This window comes from Citrobacter sp. wls619, from assembly GCF_005281345.1.
In the GTDB taxonomy this organism is placed as follows: Bacteria; Pseudomonadota; Gammaproteobacteria; order Enterobacterales; family Enterobacteriaceae; genus Citrobacter.
This window is the reverse complement of sequence record NZ_SZXJ01000038.1, coordinates 65,939-82,138: the sequence shown is the minus strand read 5'-3', so window position 1 is coordinate 82,138 and position 16,200 is coordinate 65,939. Positions and strand designations below refer to the sequence as shown.

Genomic DNA, 16,200 nt, shown 5'->3' with positions numbered 1-16,200 from the left:
CTACCCCCGGTACCGTTGCTGATTCTCAAGGAACCACTGATACGTACTGGCAAGCCCCGCTTCCAGGGGTATCTCGTGATACCAACCAAGCTGGTGCAACCGTGTCACATCCAGTAGTTTGCGTGGTGTTCCGTCCGGTTTACTGGCGTCAAACACTACACGTCCTTTATAACCAACAACCTGCGCGATCGTTTGTGCCAGCTCACGGATAGTGCAATCCACGCCAGTGCCCACATTGATATGTGATAGCATCGGTTGGGTATACTCCTGCCAAACTTCTCGATCTAACTCCATCACGTGGATACTGGCTGCCGCCATATCGTCCACATGCAGAAACTCACGCATCGGCGTGCCACTGCCCCACACCACCACATCCGGCGCATTCTGCTCACAGGCTTCATGAAAGCGACGCAGTAACGCTGGGATAACATGCGAATTGCTGGGATGAAAATTGTCGTGGGGGCCGTACAAATTTGTCGGCATCACTGAACGGTAATCACGGTCATACTGACGGTTATATGACTCACAAAGCTTAATTCCGGCAATTTTGGCTATCGCATACGGTTCGTTAGTGGGTTCCAGCAACCCCTGCAGCAGTTCACTTTCAGCTATTGGCTGCCTGGCCAACTGCGGATAAATGCAGGATGAACCGAGAAACAGCAGTTTATTCACGCTATGCAAATGAGCCGCATGAATTACGTTGCTCTCAATAACCATATTTTCGTAAATAAAATCAGCAGGATAAGTATTATTAGCCACAATCCCGCCCACTTTGGCTGCCGCCATATAAACCTGGTCAATACGTTCAGTGGCAAAAAACGCCTGCACAGCACTGGCGTCCAGCAGGTTAAGTTGAGCGCGGGTACGCAGCACCAGCTCCACGTTTTCTCGCTGTGCGAGTTGCCTTACGATGGCGGCCCCCACCATCCCAGAATGGCCCGCCACAAAAATTCGTTGTTTCATCATCCTCAATGCTCCAGCGCAATGGCGACATCGTAACCATGAGATTTCAGCAGTGAATGTTTCTTCGCGGCATCCAGATCGTGAGCAACCATTTCAGAAACCATCTGGCGCAGTGTGATCTCCGGTTTCCAGCCCAGTTTTTCGTGTGCCTTTGTCGGATCGCCCAACAGCGTTTCCACCTCTGCAGGACGGAAATAGCGCGGGTCGACGGCGATCATCACATCCCCCGGTTTCACCCCTGGCGCATCATGCCCAGTCACCGAAACCACAATGCCTTTTTCATTCACGCCCTCACCTTCAAAGCGCAACGTAATACCGAGTTGGGCAGCGGCCATTTTCACAAACTGACGGACGGAATACTGCACGCCAGTGGCGATCACGAAATCTTCCGGCTGTTCCTGCTGCAGCATCATCCACTGCATCCTGACGTAGTCTTTGGCATGTCCCCAGTCACGCAGCGAATCCATATTGCCGAGGTACAGGCAGGACTCCAGCCCCTGGGCGATGTTGGCAATTGCACGGGTAATTTTGCGTGTGACGAAGGTTTCGCCACGACGCGGAGATTCATGGTTAAACAGAATGCCGTTACAGGCATAGATGCCATAAGATTCACGGTAATTGACGGTGATCCAGTAGGCATACAGTTTGGCGACGGCATAGGGCGATCGCGGATAGAATGGCGTCGTTTCTTTCTGTGGGATCTCCTGAACCAGACCGTACAGTTCAGAGGTGGAGGCCTGATAGAAACGGGTTTTCTTTTCCAGACCCAGGAAGCGAATCGCTTCCAACAAACGCAGCGTGCCGATCCCATCAACATCAGCAGTATATTCTGGCGAATCAAACGACACCGCCACGTGGCTCATTGCGCCCAGGTTATAGACTTCATCCGGCTGAACCTCTTGCAAAATGCGGGTCAGATTAGAGGAGTCCGTCAAATCGCCATAATGCAGATGGAATTTGGGATTACCCGCATGCGGGTCCTGGTAAATATGGTCTACCCGTTCGGTATTAAATGACGAGGCCCGGCGCTTAATACCATGAACTTCATAACCTTTTTCCAGCAGAAACTCTGCCAGGTAAGAACCATCCTGCCCGGTTACGCCAGTAATGAGAGCGACTTTTGACATGTTATTACCTCTTAAAATTCCCCTTCAGGGAGTAACGTTCTCGACGCGTTTACGCGTAACTACTGCGGGGTTACCCCGACATATGGCATTGGCCGGCAACGATTTAAAAACGCTGCTGCGTGCACCCACGACGGTGCCGTCACCAATCGTCACGCCAGGCGCGACAAAAACATCTGTCGCCAGCCAGCATTTCTCGCCAATCACAATTGGCGCGGCGCTAATATCAAAGTGTTGGCTGGCATAATCATGACTTCCGGTGCATAAATAGCTTTTCTGCGAAATAACCGCATGAGCCCCAATCGTAATATTACCCAACGTATATAGAACCGCGTCATCCCCCACCCAGGCGTAATCACCCAGTGTCAATTTCCACGGATAAGTAATTTTTACTGAAGGCCGAATAACTACGTTTTTTCCTATTTTTGCGCCAAATATCCTTAATAAAAAAGCACGCCAGCGGTACATAACCTGTGGTGACCAGTGAAATAATGTTGCCTGAACCGCCCACCATAATTGCACTTTAATTGCACCGCCGCCGCGAAAACCCTTCGGCACTGCGAAGCCGTTTAAATCCTGCATAGTGTGACCTTACGTTTTACCATATAAATGTTTTGTTTTACCGGTTGTACGCAGACGTATGTATTCAGAAAATTCAGCCCAAAAAACGGGCATGCGCAATATTTGACGCTGGACTCTTTTGGCATCCCGACACAATTCCAGATTATTCGTAGTCGATACCCCGCCCATGGAAAACTCCGACACTAAACCAGTCAACTTTTTAAAGGCGAACCCGGACTTGTATAATTTTGCTGCCAGCGCATAATCCGATGATACTTTATATTGCAAGTCATAATGCCAGGTTTGCAGGCCCGTCAGTGGAAAAAATATTGCCTGATGACTGGCTGGCAAACTGTGGTAGATATACCAACCGGGTTTAGCCCGGCGCGTCATTTTTTTACCATTGCCAAAATCCAGCAAAGCATCGCCAATCACCATCGTTTTATCACTCTGCGTTTTTAACTGGCGAATAAAATGTGCAGAATCAGCATGCAGAATATCTCCAGAGTTGAGAAAGAGAGCAAAACGCCCGTGTGCCATAGCGATACCTTTGTTCATTGCATCGTAGAGACCGTTATCAGGCTCGCTGACAAAACGTAACTGATGCTCTCCATTGAGATTCTCCAGGAACGCCGGCGTGCCGTCTGTAGACCCCCCATCGATAACAATCCACTCAAAGCTGATATCGCGCGCCTGCGCAAGATGCGCCAGTGACGCATGGGTTTTGACGATCCCGTCCAGATTGCGAAAAGCGACGGTGATAATACTCAGCAGCATGTAAATTACCTCGCGATATTCAGCGCTTTGCGCAAAATAAACGGACATACGATTAAAAATGCGTATTCCGGACTAAATACTGAACCGGTGAAAAACAACGACAACGGTGTAAAAAGATAAAGCTGCACCCGATAATTCTGATTATCACCAAACGCATTCATCATCATTTTCGTTACTTTTCCCAGGTACCACAGGGATAATATTACGGCGAACCACGAAAAATAGATAATTAACAGATACAAACCATTGTCTATCGTTTTACCTACATCTGCACCGTTAAAGATTCCGAATGATGCAACATATTCATAAAGTGAGCCAAATCTCACTACACCGTCGACATTCAGTAATGAATATCCAACCATAACCAACGGCCCGACTATGCGATAATAAGATGAAGAGCCTTCAGTGCCTAAATCACCAAGACGCGTCGCGATGTAGGGGAAGGCAAATATCACGCCCACCACAAACACACTCAGTGAGATAATCGCCAGGGGTAACTTCTTTTTTATCGCATCCTTATTCAGGTACTGAAACGTCCACTCCAGCAGGTAAAACAAAATAAATGTCATTACCCCTGAAAACGATCCTGACAATATCACCCCAGTCAGAATCATAGCATCGGTCTTGGGCGTTTTGATACCAAACTGTTTGATGCTGAGCCAAATTGAGATTAACGCCAGAGCGAAAAATGCGGGTTCAAAATAGAGTGCAGTGGTACGTTTTCCACCAAACTTAATAAAGTTCAGCACATAGCTATTGCTGTAAATAAGATATTTCGAAATAGCTTCCATTATACTGCTGCCACCGCTGAGAATGATCTGTGCCATTTCAACGGCCGCCAGACCGACCACTAACCCCACCACCAGCCAGAATAAACGCAAAATCTTAGGATAGTTATGTGGCGAAATGGTTTTGAAGCGAATACTCCACACCATGCCAATAATGATCACGGTATAGATAAACAACATGGCGGATGTTACATACTTACTGGCATCCAGCGATTGGCCAAACAGGTAGTTAAACACCGTCAGCCCCGCACCCACTCCCAACGCAATCAACAGCTTTTTAATATTGATACGGTCGACGAACAGCAGTAGCAACAGCGGTAAAAAAGTGACAACGGTGACAGGGAAACTTTCGCCCAGTTGCGCAAGCTTGACGTTAACCAGCAGATAAAGCAGCGGCAACACCAGATAGCTACAGACCCTGATAGTACGAGACATATTCCTCCAGCATCTGTTGTCCGCTGTATGCTGTCCGGCTCTGCTGGCTAAAGGTAGCCAACGTGGTGTCAAAGACTGCCTGTGCAATTTCTGATTTTTTCAGTTGTACCAGATGCAGAACATCCGCTTCACTGAACGTTTTACCGCCTGATTTTGCCAGCACTTCTTGTGCCGCCTCACTGTGCGTGGCGATAACCGGTACACCGATAGAAAGCGCTTCGCACAAGATCAGCGGATAGTTATCAACCCGCGAACTGAACACCAGCCCATCCATCTGATTTAGCGCCCCCATCAAGGTTCGTTTGTCACTTTCAAACCCATGGTTGACGACGTTTGATCCGGCAAACGGGGAAAACTTACCGAAGGTATGCAGCTCTATTTTGTCACCGAGCGCGATAAGCGCCTGGACCAGTTGCTGGCTGGTTTTGCCGTCATAGCGCAAATCGTGGGCTACCACGGCAATTTTCGGTCTGCCCAGCGGCTCATGCTGAACCGGCAAATCAGCAAGAATCGCTTCCGTCGCCACATCGATACCGTTATTGATGATGTGACAACGCCCGGCGCCGTACAGGCTATTAAATGCTTCCGCCACATGTTGACTGGGCGAGATAAACTGGCAGCCAAGCGCCAGCATCGTGCGAAACATTTGACGTTTTCCGGGCAGTTGCTGATGTGCTTTATCAACGTTAACCGGGGGATAGTTGCTTAACGTTGGGCATTTCTGGCAGCCCGTTTTCCAGCCTTCGCAGCCATCGGTAAAGGCGCAGCGTCCGGTAACACTCCAGTGATCGTGCAGCGTCCAGACCAGGGTGATATCGGGCTTATGTGCCTTTACCTTTTGGCAAAACGCCACCACCTCTTCGAGGTTCAGCCAGTAACTGTGCAGCACATGGAAATGCAGAACCAACGGGCCCGCGGTGCGGGTGATTGTGCGGTACATATTGTCGAGATTGCCAAACAGATCGCGGTTTGCGAGGCGAAACAGCGCAATATTCGCCGCCGACGTCAAACGCGGCGCATGTTTAATCACGTGCGGATAATTCCCGTGACTGGCGCTTTTCTTGCCTCCTTTGCCATAACCGTATACAAACCGCGACGACCACCCTTTTTCCAGTGCGCGCAGGTGTAAATCCAGCGCGACCCCGGCCGCCCCGCCTTCGGCAAGCCGAACATTAAATTGCAGAATATTCATTGCATTACCTTTGCTCTCACATGTTGACGCAGCATACTTAACGTCCTCGCAGACCGTCAGCCAGGCGTTTGCCGTTACGGATGGAAAGCAGCGTCAGCAATGTGCGCCAGTTCATCCGCTTGTTACGGATCTGATAAAGGGTAAACAGCTGATATTTTTTACTCGCCCGGTCAAATTTACCTTTGTGCTTGCGATAGAACTGGAAATAACCGGAGAACTTATGCGGAGAAGAAGTAATGCGCATCTCGCCGTGATTCACATGCAGGATCTGCGTCGCCTCTTTTACCTTCCAGGGTTTACCGTAGGCCACCACCATGCGCAGAAAAATGTCGTAATCCTGCGCGGCTTTTAACGTCGTATCAAACAGGCATGCTTTGAAACGCCAGGCCCAGCTAAAAACCTGATTACCAATGATATTGCGTTTATAAAATCGGCGGCGTGAGTACATCGATTTTGGATACAGCGGCAGACTGGCTGGCTGTGAATAAACCTCACCTTCACAGACATAATCATCAGCGTAGAGAAAAGCGTGCGTTACCAGTTGATGACGAGACTGAAGGAACGTGCTCAGGCGATTCGGCGTCCACTCATCGTCATCATCAATCCCCGTAATGTACTGCCCACTGGCCTGCATGATGGCCTGATTGCGTACTGCGCACGCGCCGGAGTTAATCTCGTTATGCGTATAGCTCACGCGTGGATCGTTTAACGCCTCAACAAACTGTTGCAGCTGCTCATACTCGCAAGAGCAATCATCGACAATGATCATTTCCCAGTGGCTATAGTCCTGGCGCAGCACCGATTTAATCGCCCGAATAGCCAACTGCTGGCGGTTCCAGGTGGGCATATAAATAGAAATTAGCGGGTTGTCTGTAGTCATTTTTTTGTCCCAGATAAAGTTGCCAGATAGCGCTACGCTTATCAGGCCTACATTCGATATGCGTTGCTGTGAGTTATCTATTTCGAATCCGACGTGTATTCGTATTCGTAGTAACCGTAATCCTGATACCCGCTGGCGCGCCGGAAAATGGAGTTGAGGATCACCCCTTTCACCTGAATACCGTTTTGATCGAAGCGACTCAGACTGGTTTCCACCTCTTTCAGCGTGTTGACCGCGTAACGCGCCACCATCAGCGTGGTTCCGACGTGGCGACCAACGATAGCCGCATCGGTCACGGCGAGTATTGGCGGCGTATCGATCAGCACCAGGTCATAGTTTGCGCTAGCCCAGGTCATCAGCTCGCCAAAGCGTTCACTCATCAGCAGTTCTGAAGGATTAGGAGGAACCTGCCCGCGAGGGACCAGGTCAAAATGTGCAATTGAAGTCGGCTTTGCGCAGGAGGGGATGTCTCCCTTGCCGCTCAGGATCTCAGACAGACCGTTGACGTTATTGGTCCCGAGCAGCTCATGGGTATAGCCTTTACGCATATCACAGTCGATCAGCAGCACGCGCTTGTGGGTCTGACTGATAACCGCAGCCAGGTTGGCACAGACAAACGTTTTGCCAATCGACGGGCTGACCCCGGTCAGCATCAGCACATTATTACGTGATTGCATCATGGCGAAGTGCAGGCTGGTACGCAGGCTGCGCACCGCTTCTATTGCCAGGTCAGTCGGATTACCTACCGCCAGCAACTGGCTCTGCTTATAGCGCTTAACGCCTTTAATGGTCTGCACGTTATCACGGGATTTTTGCCATTCGGACAAAGGAATGCTGGCATACACGCTGATGCCGTGCTCTTCAAGCACCTGCGGGCTTTCAATACCGCGATTGAACAGCGATCGCAGCAGCACGCCAACCACTGAAAGCATCAAGCCAAGCAGGATACTGCCGAGAATAATCAGCGCCGTTTTCGGTTTCAGGACACCGGGCTGGGCAATGGCGGGATCGACAATACGCACATCGCCGACCGTACTGGCTTCCGTGATCTTCAGCTCCTGCTGTTTATTCAGCAGTTGCATATAGACCTGCTGGCCGGACTCCACGTCACGCGTCAGGCGGACAATTTCCTGCTGCGTCTTCGGCATCGCCGTCACGCGCCCGTTCAGCTTGCTTTTTTCATCTTCCAGCGCCTGGCGTTTTTCCAGCAACGTGCGGTACGCTGGGTGCGCTTTGGTGAACAGTTTGGAGATTTCAGCTTCTTTAAAGGTCAGTTCATTTAACTGGGCATCAATATTGACCATCGAGTCCAGCACCGCTTTGGCCTCCAGCGGTAAATCAACGGAGTCTTTATCCTGACGAAATGCATTCAGCTTGTTTTCGGCAACGTCCAGACGGTTGCGCACCTCCGGTAATTGCTTTGCCAGAAACGCCAGGCTTTTAGCGGCCTCTTCAGATTTACGCTCCACGTTTTGTTGCAGATAGTTGCGGGTAATACTGTCGAGGATCTGGCGGATTTGCTCACGATCTTCTCCCGTGAAGGTCAGACTCAGCACCCCAGTATCTTTACCTGTTTCCGTCACCATCAGATTATTTTGCAGGTTGTTAATCGTGCCAAGCGTGGAGAACTTACTGACGGTAAATTCGCTATCCGGAATGGCATGAATCGCCTCAACCCGCATCGTTACACCGTCATGGTTCAGTAACTGCCCAACCTGACCACGCGCGCTAAAGCCGCCGTCACTCACCAGCTGATAACTTTTGTCGTTCAGTACGCTCAACGTGAAGGTCTGTTCATTCATTGACGTTGGCAAGGTGAAGGTCGTCACATTGACCGTTTCATTCTGGCGGCCCATCAGACGGTCCCAGCCGGCACCAAAAAGAGGAAATGAATCTTTGGTGACGGAAATGTCCAGATTGAGATCGTCTACCGTTTTGCCCAATACCCGTCGTGACTGAATAAGCTGAATTTCAGCTTCAGATGCAGGTGGCTTGTTGGATAACGCCGAGCCAATATCCTGAACTAACGAGCTGCCGGTGTTTTGCTCAATTTGTACCAGCGCATCGGCACTGTAGATCGGCGTGGCAAACAAAGTGTAGACCGCCGCACACAGCGCAAATGCGGCGGTTATGCCCAGTACCCACCAGCGTGCTTCGACTACGGTCCCCACCAGACGTCCGATATCGATTTCATCGTTGCCCGTTACCGGCGTGGCAGACTGTTTTTCTTTTTCTGTCATGATTTTCCCTGCTCCGCATTCAGTGCCTGGGCCCATTGATGGGCAGACCGCTCAAGTAGTGCATACACCGCATCAAACGCATCACGGCTTTTACGATACGGGTCAGGTATTTCGCGTTCGCTGTCCCAATGGCCGAACAGCATCACTTTGCCGCGCATCTCCGGCACCATTTCACACAACGCCGTAATATGGCGTTTTTCCATAGTCAGGATCAGGTCATACTCCCGGCACATCCGCCCCGAGATCTGCCGTGCACAATGGTTTTCCAGCGACACGTTATGTGCCTGCGCCACACTGATGGCGCACGGATCGGCGCCCTTGCCTACCAGCGCGCCGAGGCCAGCGGAAGACACCGTCAACGCCGGATGGAATTGCCTTAACAAGCGCTCTGCCGTCGGAGAGCGGCAAATGTTCCCCACACAGACAACTAAGATTTTGTTAAACATGGCGATTACCAGTTGTGAAGGTCGCTGGCCGTATCCGTCATATAACGAACACCGCTAATGGTCGGCAGCAACTGATTGATCAAACGGTTCCAGCGAGCAACCGGCGCGGTCGTGACATACACCACATCGTAAGGCTGAAGTCGGAAAGAGGTCGCCATCACCAACGATGTCGCATCAGACATATCAAGCTGGTAGATATTGGCTATCTTGCCGTTATGCCCACCCTCGCCTTTTAATGGACGAATAACAAAGATACCGCTGGCATTGGAGGTGGTCAGGTCGATGCCTTCCGCATTACCCAGCGCTTCGGTGAGTGTCATACCGCTGAAGTCCATCTTGAGGGTGCTCTGTTTTTTCACTTCACCCATCACGAACACTTTCAGATCGTCATTTCGCGGAACAAACAGAATATCGCCAGGATAGAGCAGACGGTTCTGGCTCAGATCGCCATTTTGCATTAGCGCTTGCAGAGAAATTCGTTGCTCCTGCCCTTTGTGGGTCAGCACAACGTTGCGCCAGTCGGCTGCTTCTGTAAGGCCGCCTGCGGCATTGATAGCATCAAGGATGGTAAGAGGTACGTTGGTGATGGCCTGTTGACCGGATTTATTCACTTGCCCGGAGACATACGCCTTTTGCGAGCGGAATGCGGCGATATTAACGTCCACCTGCGGGTCTGCGATGTACTTCGCTAAGCGCCCGGTAATATCACTACGAATTTCTGCCAACGTTTTTCCCACCACGCTAACTTTGCCAATGTAGGGATAAAACATGGTGCCGTCAGGTTGCACCCAGTTTCCCGTATCGCTTGAGCTACGATACTGTCCCGCAGGCGTGGTGAGTTCGGGATGATCCCAGACGGTGACATTCAGGACATCGCCGGGACCGACCCGATACTGATACCCGGAGATCTCCTGATCCAGCGACATATTAGGTTGAGCAACATTCGGGCGCGGACGCAATTGTTCAACCAGTCGTGGGGTAAGCGGATAAACATTCACCATCCGGTTGATATCAAAATCGGCATCCTGCTGCTTAATCACATCTTTGCCCATGGTAGACATATTGCTGCCCGGAAGCACGGTACAACCGTTGATCAATATTACCGACACCAATACTGGTATCAATTTAAGTTTGGATTTCATCATTGATTATTTATCACTTTGGCAGAGTCATTATCACGTGCGTTTTAAATAGTGATTACGCCTGTTTGCATTTACCTTGCCGTTAATTGAATAAGAATTTAACTGGCATCAGTCCTAAAAAAAATGAATTCATCTGCAGTCTCTTGACAGAATAATTTAGGTTTATCATCAGGCGACCAGGCACGCTACCGCCCCTGGCTTCATTAGCTACCAATGCACTGATTAATTTATATTTTTACCGTCCTCGCAATTTTCATCATATTCATAGAACCTGCCCATCAGAAATAGCATGGTGCGATACTGGCAACATATTTCTCTTTTGATTATTACGGGAAGAATTGTTGCAGCTAACCGAATAGCAGGCAAGATAACAAGTCCTGAAACGTAGTCTTTTAAGATTAATATTAAGCGTGAGATTTTTATATTTTTAGGATTTTATTGATGTTGACAATGTTAATATATAAATATCCAATCTGCGATATTTCCTAAATATAACTGGATGAATAAAGCCATTTCTTGCAGTTACCTTCAGGCTATTTTCTCGCCCCTGTCCTGATATAAAGGGCAGAGAAATCCCTTCTCGCCATTGCATTTTTCGTCGGTTTTACCCATGATCGAATTGTGACAATTGTCATATAACTATGGGTATAGCATTTACTATGGAATGGATTGCCGATCCGTCAATCTGGGCCGGACTCGTCACGCTAATCGTGATAGAACTCGTTCTTGGCATTGATAATCTTGTTTTTATTGCCATCCTCGCGGAGAAACTCCCGCCATCCCAGCGAGATAAGGCGCGTATTACCGGGCTACTATTGGCAATGGTTATGCGCCTGCTGCTACTGGCGTCAATATCATGGCTGGTGACGCTGACCACGCCTCTGTTCAGCATTCGGGACTTCAGCTTCAGTGCCCGTGACCTGATCATGCTATTTGGCGGCTTCTTCCTGCTGTTCAAAGCGACGATGGAGCTTAACGAAAGGCTGGAAGGGAAAGACAGCGACAATCCCACCCAACGTCGGGGTGCGAAATTTTGGGGCGTGGTCGCGCAAATAGTGGTACTGGATGCCATTTTCTCACTGGACTCGGTGATCACCGCTGTTGGTATGGTTGATCATCTGGCGGTCATGATGGCGGCGGTAATTATTGCCATCAGCCTGATGATGCTGGCCAGTAAATCGTTGACCCGTTTTGTTAACAGCCACCCAACTATCGTTATTCTGTGCCTGAGCTTCCTGCTGATGATTGGTTTCAGCCTGGTCGCGGAAGGCTTTGGTTTTCGCATCCCGAAAGGCTATCTGTACGCAGCTATCGGCTTCTCAGTCATGATAGAAGCCCTGAACCAGTTGGCTATTTTTAATCGTCGTCGTTTCCTGTCGGCTAACCACACGTTACGCCAGCGTACCGCCGAGGCGGTGATGCGCCTGATAAGCGGTCAAAAAGAAGATGCCGAGCTGGATGCCGAAACTGCCGCCATGTTGGCGGATCATCATGAAGGTCAGATTTTTGCACCACAAGAACGGCGGATGATTGAGCGCGTACTGAACCTTAATCAGCGAACCGTCAGCAGCATCATGACGTCACGCCATGATATCGAGCACATTGATCTCAATGCGCCGGAAACAGAAATTCGCACACTACTGGAGAAAAACCAGCATACGCGTCTGGTCGTAACCGGAGAAGATGAGCAGGAAGAACTGCTCGGTGTGGTGCATGTGATTGACCTTCTGCAACAGTCGCTGCGTGGCGAACCGCTCGATTTGCGCGTCTTGCTTCGCCAGCCATTGGTATTCCCGGAAACCCTACCGCTTCTTCCGGCGCTGGAGCAGTTCCGTAATGCCCGTACGCACTTCGCTTTTGTGGCCGATGAGTTTGGTTCGGTGGAAGGAATTGTGACGCTGAGCGACGTGATGGAAACCATCGCGGGTAACTTGCCAAATGAAGTCGAAGAGATCGACGCTCGTCATGATATTCAGAAAAACGCCGATGGGTCGTGGACGGCAAACGGTCATATGCCGCTGGAAGACCTGGTGCAGTATGTCCCGATCCCATTAGATGAGAAACGTGAGTATCACACCATCGCCGGGCTGTTAATGGAGTATCTGCAGCGCATCCCGAAAACCGGAGAGGAAGTACAGGTTGGTGATTATTTGCTGAAAACCTTGCAAGTAGAAAACCATCGGGTGCAGAAAGTCCAGTTGACACCACTGCGCAGTGAAGAAGAGATGGATTACGAGGTATAAGCGATATGCCGGATGGCGCTAAAGCGACATCCGGCAATAGAGATCAGAGTTTATCCAGCAGCTTTTTAACGTCTTTGCCGTTGCGAGAGTCTTTGTTGCGATCGGCCCAGTCGTTCAATCGACGTTTTGCTTCATCCTGCATATGCTTACGCAAGAGTTGGTCCACCTGCAGGTTATAGTTCAACGACTGCCACTTGCCATAGACCCTGAGCGGAACCGGGGTCGCTTTGAGGAAATCGATTAATTTGCTTTCCCCATGCCATCCGCCCAGCACGCGTACGTTAAACTGAGTATCACAATTTTGCTCAACCAGATCTAACGTGCCCTTACCCGAAAGCGCCAACATGGCAGACTCCCCTTCCATGTTATCCAGCGTAACCTTGCCATTATCCAGCGTCAGATCGGTCACTAAGCGATCCAGCCGCGTCGCATTATCCAAATCCTGTTGTGAGCTTGCATTGCCGCCGCTACGTTCAACCGCCTGTTGCACCAGTTGCTGGAAGTTCATGCCTTCCATACGCGTGCCGCTCATCTCAACATTGGCCTGTCCTTGCCAGCTGTGACGAAACGCCTGCGCATCAATGTCAGAGCCCGAAAAATCGCCAGTCAGTGACAGCTTGCCAGTAAGGGCTATCGGATAGTCAAAGGCTTTCAGGATAGTGCCGATTTCTACGCCTTCCAGCCGTGGGTGAAAGACTGCCCGTGGAGAGCCTTTTCTGGCATCCAGCGAGCCAGGAAGCGAGATCAATCCACCGTCACTTTTTCCCTGCAACTCATTGATATTCAACAAGCCAGCCTGGTTGACGATTTTTGCAGAAACATTATCAAATGCCATTTTCCGCCAGAGAACTTTATCCGCCTGTAGTGCAATATTGGCGGAAAATCCTTGCAGCCCCTGATAAGAGACGGCATCAACCTGCGAGGCAATGACCGGCCGCGCCAGCGTCGACTGGCTCTGACTCTGCTGTGCCCCGGTATCTGTCGCCGCCAGAGCGTCATGCTGTACGATCAGGTTATCCAGATTGAGCTGGCCGAATTTCAGATCGACGTCCCATGCGGGTTTCTCCGCCAGCGTCACCTGCGCTTGCCCGGCGAGTGAACTGTCATTGGCAGTTAAGTTAATCTGCGTAAAGTTGAGCTGTTTTTTCTCTTCCTGCCACCGGGCCTGAAGCTGACCCTGGCCGCGGATCCCCTGCGGCGGCAAGTCTGCGCCCTGTAACTGCCAGCTCAGCTGCTCAATGTTAGCGACTAAATCATGCGGATAGTCAGACGCATCGACAGCGCCGCTGATCGACAACGTCAGGTCGCGCTGGTCGCGGTTAACACGGCCGGTGAAATCGAACGTTCCGCGATGCTGGGCGTCCTGTTCCATATTCAGGTGAATATCACGAACCGTTATCTGTTCATCGTCTTCATGCTGGAATACCAGAACGCTGTCAGCCACGCGCAGGCGAGCGATATCGAACGACCATCCACGATCTTCTGCCAGATCCGGCAGTGTATTATCTTTTGGCGCAACAGGGGCATCGACTCCGCGCACAGCCTCGGTTTCAGGTATGAGTTGAATCACCGCGCCTTTGAGCATGACTTGCTTTACGCTGAGTTGGTGACTCAACAACGGCCACAAGGCGACGTCCAGACGCATATTGTCGGCACGAACCAGAGGTTCGCTGGCGCCTTCGGCCGTTAGTACCATGCGCCCGGAGAGAATGCTCAACTGGGGCCATACGTGCCAGCGCAGAGGACCATCCAACTGCAGTTGATATCCGCTACGCGCAGCAACTTGCTTCACCATGTATGCGCGGAAATCGTTCGGATTCACCAACAATACTAACGCAGAGAAACCGGCCACCAGCACGACCAGAAGAATCATCAGCGTCGTCAGAAATCGTCTCATGCTATCCCCAATGGACTGAAAAACACTCAGTCTTTATCGATCCGGCTGGCTACCGCGCCCTGCTGATCGCGATACTTCGCATCCTGGCGACGGTTGTAAGGTCGCGCTGCCGGGCCGGAAAGCGGTTCGAAGCTCAGCGCACCAATCGGCATACCGGGGCGCAGCGCCAACGGTAATTTTCCTGAGTTGTAAAATTCCAGGACGATGCAGCCCGACCAACCCGGATCAATACGGTGTGCCGTAACGTGTACCATCAGGCCCAGACGTGCCAGCGAAGAACGACCGTCTAACCAGCCAACAAGGTCGGAAGGCAGCGTAACGGATTCGAAAGTTACCGCCAGCGCTAATTCACCCGGATGCAGGAAAAACGCTTCACCATCTTTGAGGACAATTTCATCACTCATTACGCGGTCAAGCGCAGCGCTGACCTCATCCTTCGGCCCGCTCAAATCGATATACGCCGCCGTATGACCGCGGAACGTACGAAATTTGTTACCAAGACGCACATCTACCGTTGCGCCATTGATACGCTCGACAGGAGGACGTGGATTGATCGACAGACGACCTTCATCCAACCAGGCTTCAATATCTCGGTCACATAAACGCATGGCACTTTCTCCTTTCGTGCTTCAACCCCTTAATGCCAGGCGCGTTAAGGGTGAACCAGGTTATCACTGAACGGTACACAATTCGCTGAACTTATTCAAAGAACTGACTGATTTTCGCCTTCAGAATATCGATAGCAATGCGGTTTTTACCGCCGCGAGGCACGATGATATCGGCGTATTGTTTTGAAGGCTCAATAAATTGCAGGAACATCGGACGTACGGTTTTTTGGTATTGCGCCATCACCGAATCCATTGAACGACCACGTTCATTCACATCCCGCTTGATACGGCGCATCAGGCAAATATCCAACGGCGTATCAACAAAAATAGAGAAGTTCATTTCATCGCGCAAACGCGCATCCGTCAGCAATAAAATGCCTTCCAGGATAATGACTTTCTTGGGTTCAATATGAATAGTTTCTTGTGTGCGCGTGTGTTCAACATAGCTATAAACGGGCAATTCAATGGCGGAACCACGTTTAAGTGTTTGCAGATGCTGAAACAGCAAACTGTGATCCATTGCGTTCGGATGGTCGTAGTTCGTTTTTACGCGTTCTTCCATCGACAGATGGCTTTGATCTTTGTAATAGCTGTCTTCGGGAATAACGCCAATATGTTCGTCACCGACTTGTTCACGCAATTCGCGATAAAGGGTGCTGGCAATAAGACTCTTGCCGGAAGCCGATGCGCCGGCAATGCCGATAATGACGCACTGATGGGACTGATCAGTCATAAATTTAGCGACCTGATTAACCTGGATGTAAGGAAGGGCGGCGTCGAAACGCCAAACGCGGCAATTATAGGGATTTCAGCAGCGCGATGCCAGCCCAGGCTGCACCAATGCTTTCCCTGTCGCAAATTAAAACGGTTAATTTTAAAGCAGGCTCAATTTTTATTCACCCGC

Annotated in this window: 14 protein-coding genes; 1 reads left to right on the top strand and 13 read right to left on the bottom strand. The window is 50.5% G+C overall.

Translation table 11 applies throughout. The features are described from left to right. The 10 genes from FDX19_RS07620 to FDX19_RS07575 all read right to left on the bottom strand — a co-directional run bounded on the left by FDX19_RS07620 (position 1) and on the right by FDX19_RS07575 (position 10,551). A complete protein-coding gene (locus FDX19_RS07620; protein WP_137382255.1) occupies positions 1-966 on the bottom strand; it encodes a GDP-L-fucose synthase in 966 nt (321 codons plus the stop codon). A gap of 2 nt (positions 967-968) precedes the next feature. Then, on the bottom strand, positions 969-2,090 hold the full coding sequence (gene gmd, locus FDX19_RS07615) for a GDP-mannose 4,6-dehydratase (RefSeq protein WP_137382254.1): 1,122 nt from the start codon (positions 2,088-2,090) through the stop codon (positions 969-971). 24 nt (positions 2,091-2,114) lie between these two features. Beyond that, complete coding sequence (gene wcaF, locus FDX19_RS07610) at positions 2,115-2,669, bottom strand: colanic acid biosynthesis acetyltransferase WcaF (RefSeq protein ID WP_137382253.1); 555 nt, start codon at positions 2,667-2,669, stop codon at positions 2,115-2,117. Between the two features lie 9 nt (positions 2,670-2,678). Then, a complete protein-coding gene (wcaE, locus tag FDX19_RS07605; RefSeq protein ID WP_137382252.1) occupies positions 2,679-3,425 on the bottom strand; it encodes a colanic acid biosynthesis glycosyltransferase WcaE in 747 nt (248 codons plus the stop codon). A gap of 5 nt (positions 3,426-3,430) precedes the next feature. After that, on the bottom strand, positions 3,431-4,648 hold the full coding sequence (gene wcaD / locus FDX19_RS07600) for a colanic acid polymerase WcaD (RefSeq protein WP_137382251.1): 1,218 nt from the start codon (positions 4,646-4,648) through the stop codon (positions 3,431-3,433). Continuing rightward, a complete protein-coding gene (gene wcaC, locus FDX19_RS07595; protein WP_137382250.1) occupies positions 4,623-5,840 on the bottom strand; it encodes a colanic acid biosynthesis glycosyltransferase WcaC in 1,218 nt (405 codons plus the stop codon). Before wcaC ends, wcaD begins: the two co-directional genes overlap by 26 nt. A 37-nt stretch (positions 5,841-5,877) precedes the next feature. Beyond that, positions 5,878-6,720: a colanic acid biosynthesis glycosyltransferase WcaA gene (gene wcaA / locus FDX19_RS07590; protein WP_137382249.1), complete on the bottom strand. Its 843-nt coding sequence runs from the start codon at positions 6,718-6,720 to the stop codon at positions 5,878-5,880. 77 nt (positions 6,721-6,797) lie between these two features. Next, positions 6,798-8,960 carry a tyrosine-protein kinase Wzc gene (gene wzc / locus FDX19_RS07585; RefSeq protein ID WP_137382248.1) on the bottom strand — a complete coding sequence of 721 codons (2,163 nt, stop codon included), beginning with the start codon at positions 8,958-8,960 and terminating at the stop codon, positions 6,798-6,800. Further along, the gene (gene wzb / locus FDX19_RS07580) at positions 8,957-9,406 is read right to left on the bottom strand and encodes a low molecular weight protein-tyrosine-phosphatase Wzb (protein ID WP_137382247.1); all 450 of its coding nucleotides are present in this window, start codon (positions 9,404-9,406) and stop codon (positions 8,957-8,959) included. The genes wzc and wzb overlap by 4 nt, the downstream gene beginning before the upstream one ends. 5 nt (positions 9,407-9,411) lie before the next feature. Beyond that, complete coding sequence (locus tag FDX19_RS07575) at positions 9,412-10,551, bottom strand: polysaccharide export protein (RefSeq protein ID WP_040231878.1); 1,140 nt, start codon at positions 10,549-10,551, stop codon at positions 9,412-9,414. Positions 10,552-11,207: 656 nt separating this feature from the next. Here FDX19_RS07575 and FDX19_RS07570 point away from each other — a divergent pair. Further along, a complete protein-coding gene (locus FDX19_RS07570; protein WP_137382246.1) occupies positions 11,208-12,791 on the top strand; it encodes a TerC family protein in 1,584 nt (527 codons plus the stop codon). 43 nt (positions 12,792-12,834) lie between these two features. Here the strand turns inward: FDX19_RS07570 and asmA are convergent, their stop codons facing one another. The 3 genes from asmA to udk all read right to left on the bottom strand — a co-directional run bounded on the left by asmA (position 12,835) and on the right by udk (position 16,029). Continuing rightward, on the bottom strand, positions 12,835-14,688 hold the full coding sequence (gene asmA, locus FDX19_RS07565) for an outer membrane assembly protein AsmA (RefSeq protein ID WP_137382245.1): 1,854 nt from the start codon (positions 14,686-14,688) through the stop codon (positions 12,835-12,837). A 26-nt stretch (positions 14,689-14,714) separates the two neighbouring features. Then, on the bottom strand, positions 14,715-15,296 hold the full coding sequence (gene dcd, locus FDX19_RS07560; RefSeq protein WP_003036774.1) for a dCTP deaminase: 582 nt from the start codon (positions 15,294-15,296) through the stop codon (positions 14,715-14,717). Positions 15,297-15,387: 91 nt separating this feature from the next. Further along, on the bottom strand, positions 15,388-16,029 hold the full coding sequence (udk, locus tag FDX19_RS07555; RefSeq protein WP_005128328.1) for a uridine kinase: 642 nt from the start codon (positions 16,027-16,029) through the stop codon (positions 15,388-15,390). Positions 16,030-16,200 lie beyond the last annotated feature (171 nt).

Bases quoted from the DNA above. Each gene is read 5' to 3' on its own strand.
- FDX19_RS07620 (WP_137382255.1), bottom strand. From the start codon at position 966: ATGATGAAACAACGAATTTTTGTGGCGGGCCATTCTGGGATGGTGGGG.
- gmd (WP_137382254.1), bottom strand. From the start codon at position 2,090: ATGTCAAAAGTCGCTCTCATTACTGGCGTAACCGGGCAGGATGGTTCT.
- wcaF (WP_137382253.1), bottom strand. From the start codon at position 2,669: ATGCAGGATTTAAACGGCTTCGCAGTGCCGAAGGGTTTTCGCGGCGGC.
- wcaE (WP_137382252.1), bottom strand. From the start codon at position 3,425: ATGCTGCTGAGTATTATCACCGTCGCTTTTCGCAATCTGGACGGGATC.
- wcaD (WP_137382251.1), bottom strand. From the start codon at position 4,648: ATGTCTCGTACTATCAGGGTCTGTAGCTATCTGGTGTTGCCGCTGCTT.
- wcaC (WP_137382250.1), bottom strand. From the start codon at position 5,840: ATGAATATTCTGCAATTTAATGTTCGGCTTGCCGAAGGCGGGGCGGCC.
- wcaA (WP_137382249.1), bottom strand. From the start codon at position 6,720: ATGACTACAGACAACCCGCTAATTTCTATTTATATGCCCACCTGGAAC.
- wzc (WP_137382248.1), bottom strand. From the start codon at position 8,960: ATGACAGAAAAAGAAAAACAGTCTGCCACGCCGGTAACGGGCAACGAT.
- wzb (WP_137382247.1), bottom strand. From the start codon at position 9,406: ATGTTTAACAAAATCTTAGTTGTCTGTGTGGGGAACATTTGCCGCTCT.
- FDX19_RS07575 (WP_040231878.1), bottom strand. From the start codon at position 10,551: ATGATGAAATCCAAACTTAAATTGATACCAGTATTGGTGTCGGTAATA.
- FDX19_RS07570 (WP_137382246.1), top strand. From the start codon at position 11,208: ATGGAATGGATTGCCGATCCGTCAATCTGGGCCGGACTCGTCACGCTA.
- asmA (WP_137382245.1), bottom strand. From the start codon at position 14,688: ATGAGACGATTTCTGACGACGCTGATGATTCTTCTGGTCGTGCTGGTG.
- dcd (WP_003036774.1), bottom strand. From the start codon at position 15,296: ATGCGTTTATGTGACCGAGATATTGAAGCCTGGTTGGATGAAGGTCGT.
- udk (WP_005128328.1), bottom strand. From the start codon at position 16,029: ATGACTGATCAGTCCCATCAGTGCGTCATTATCGGCATTGCCGGCGCA.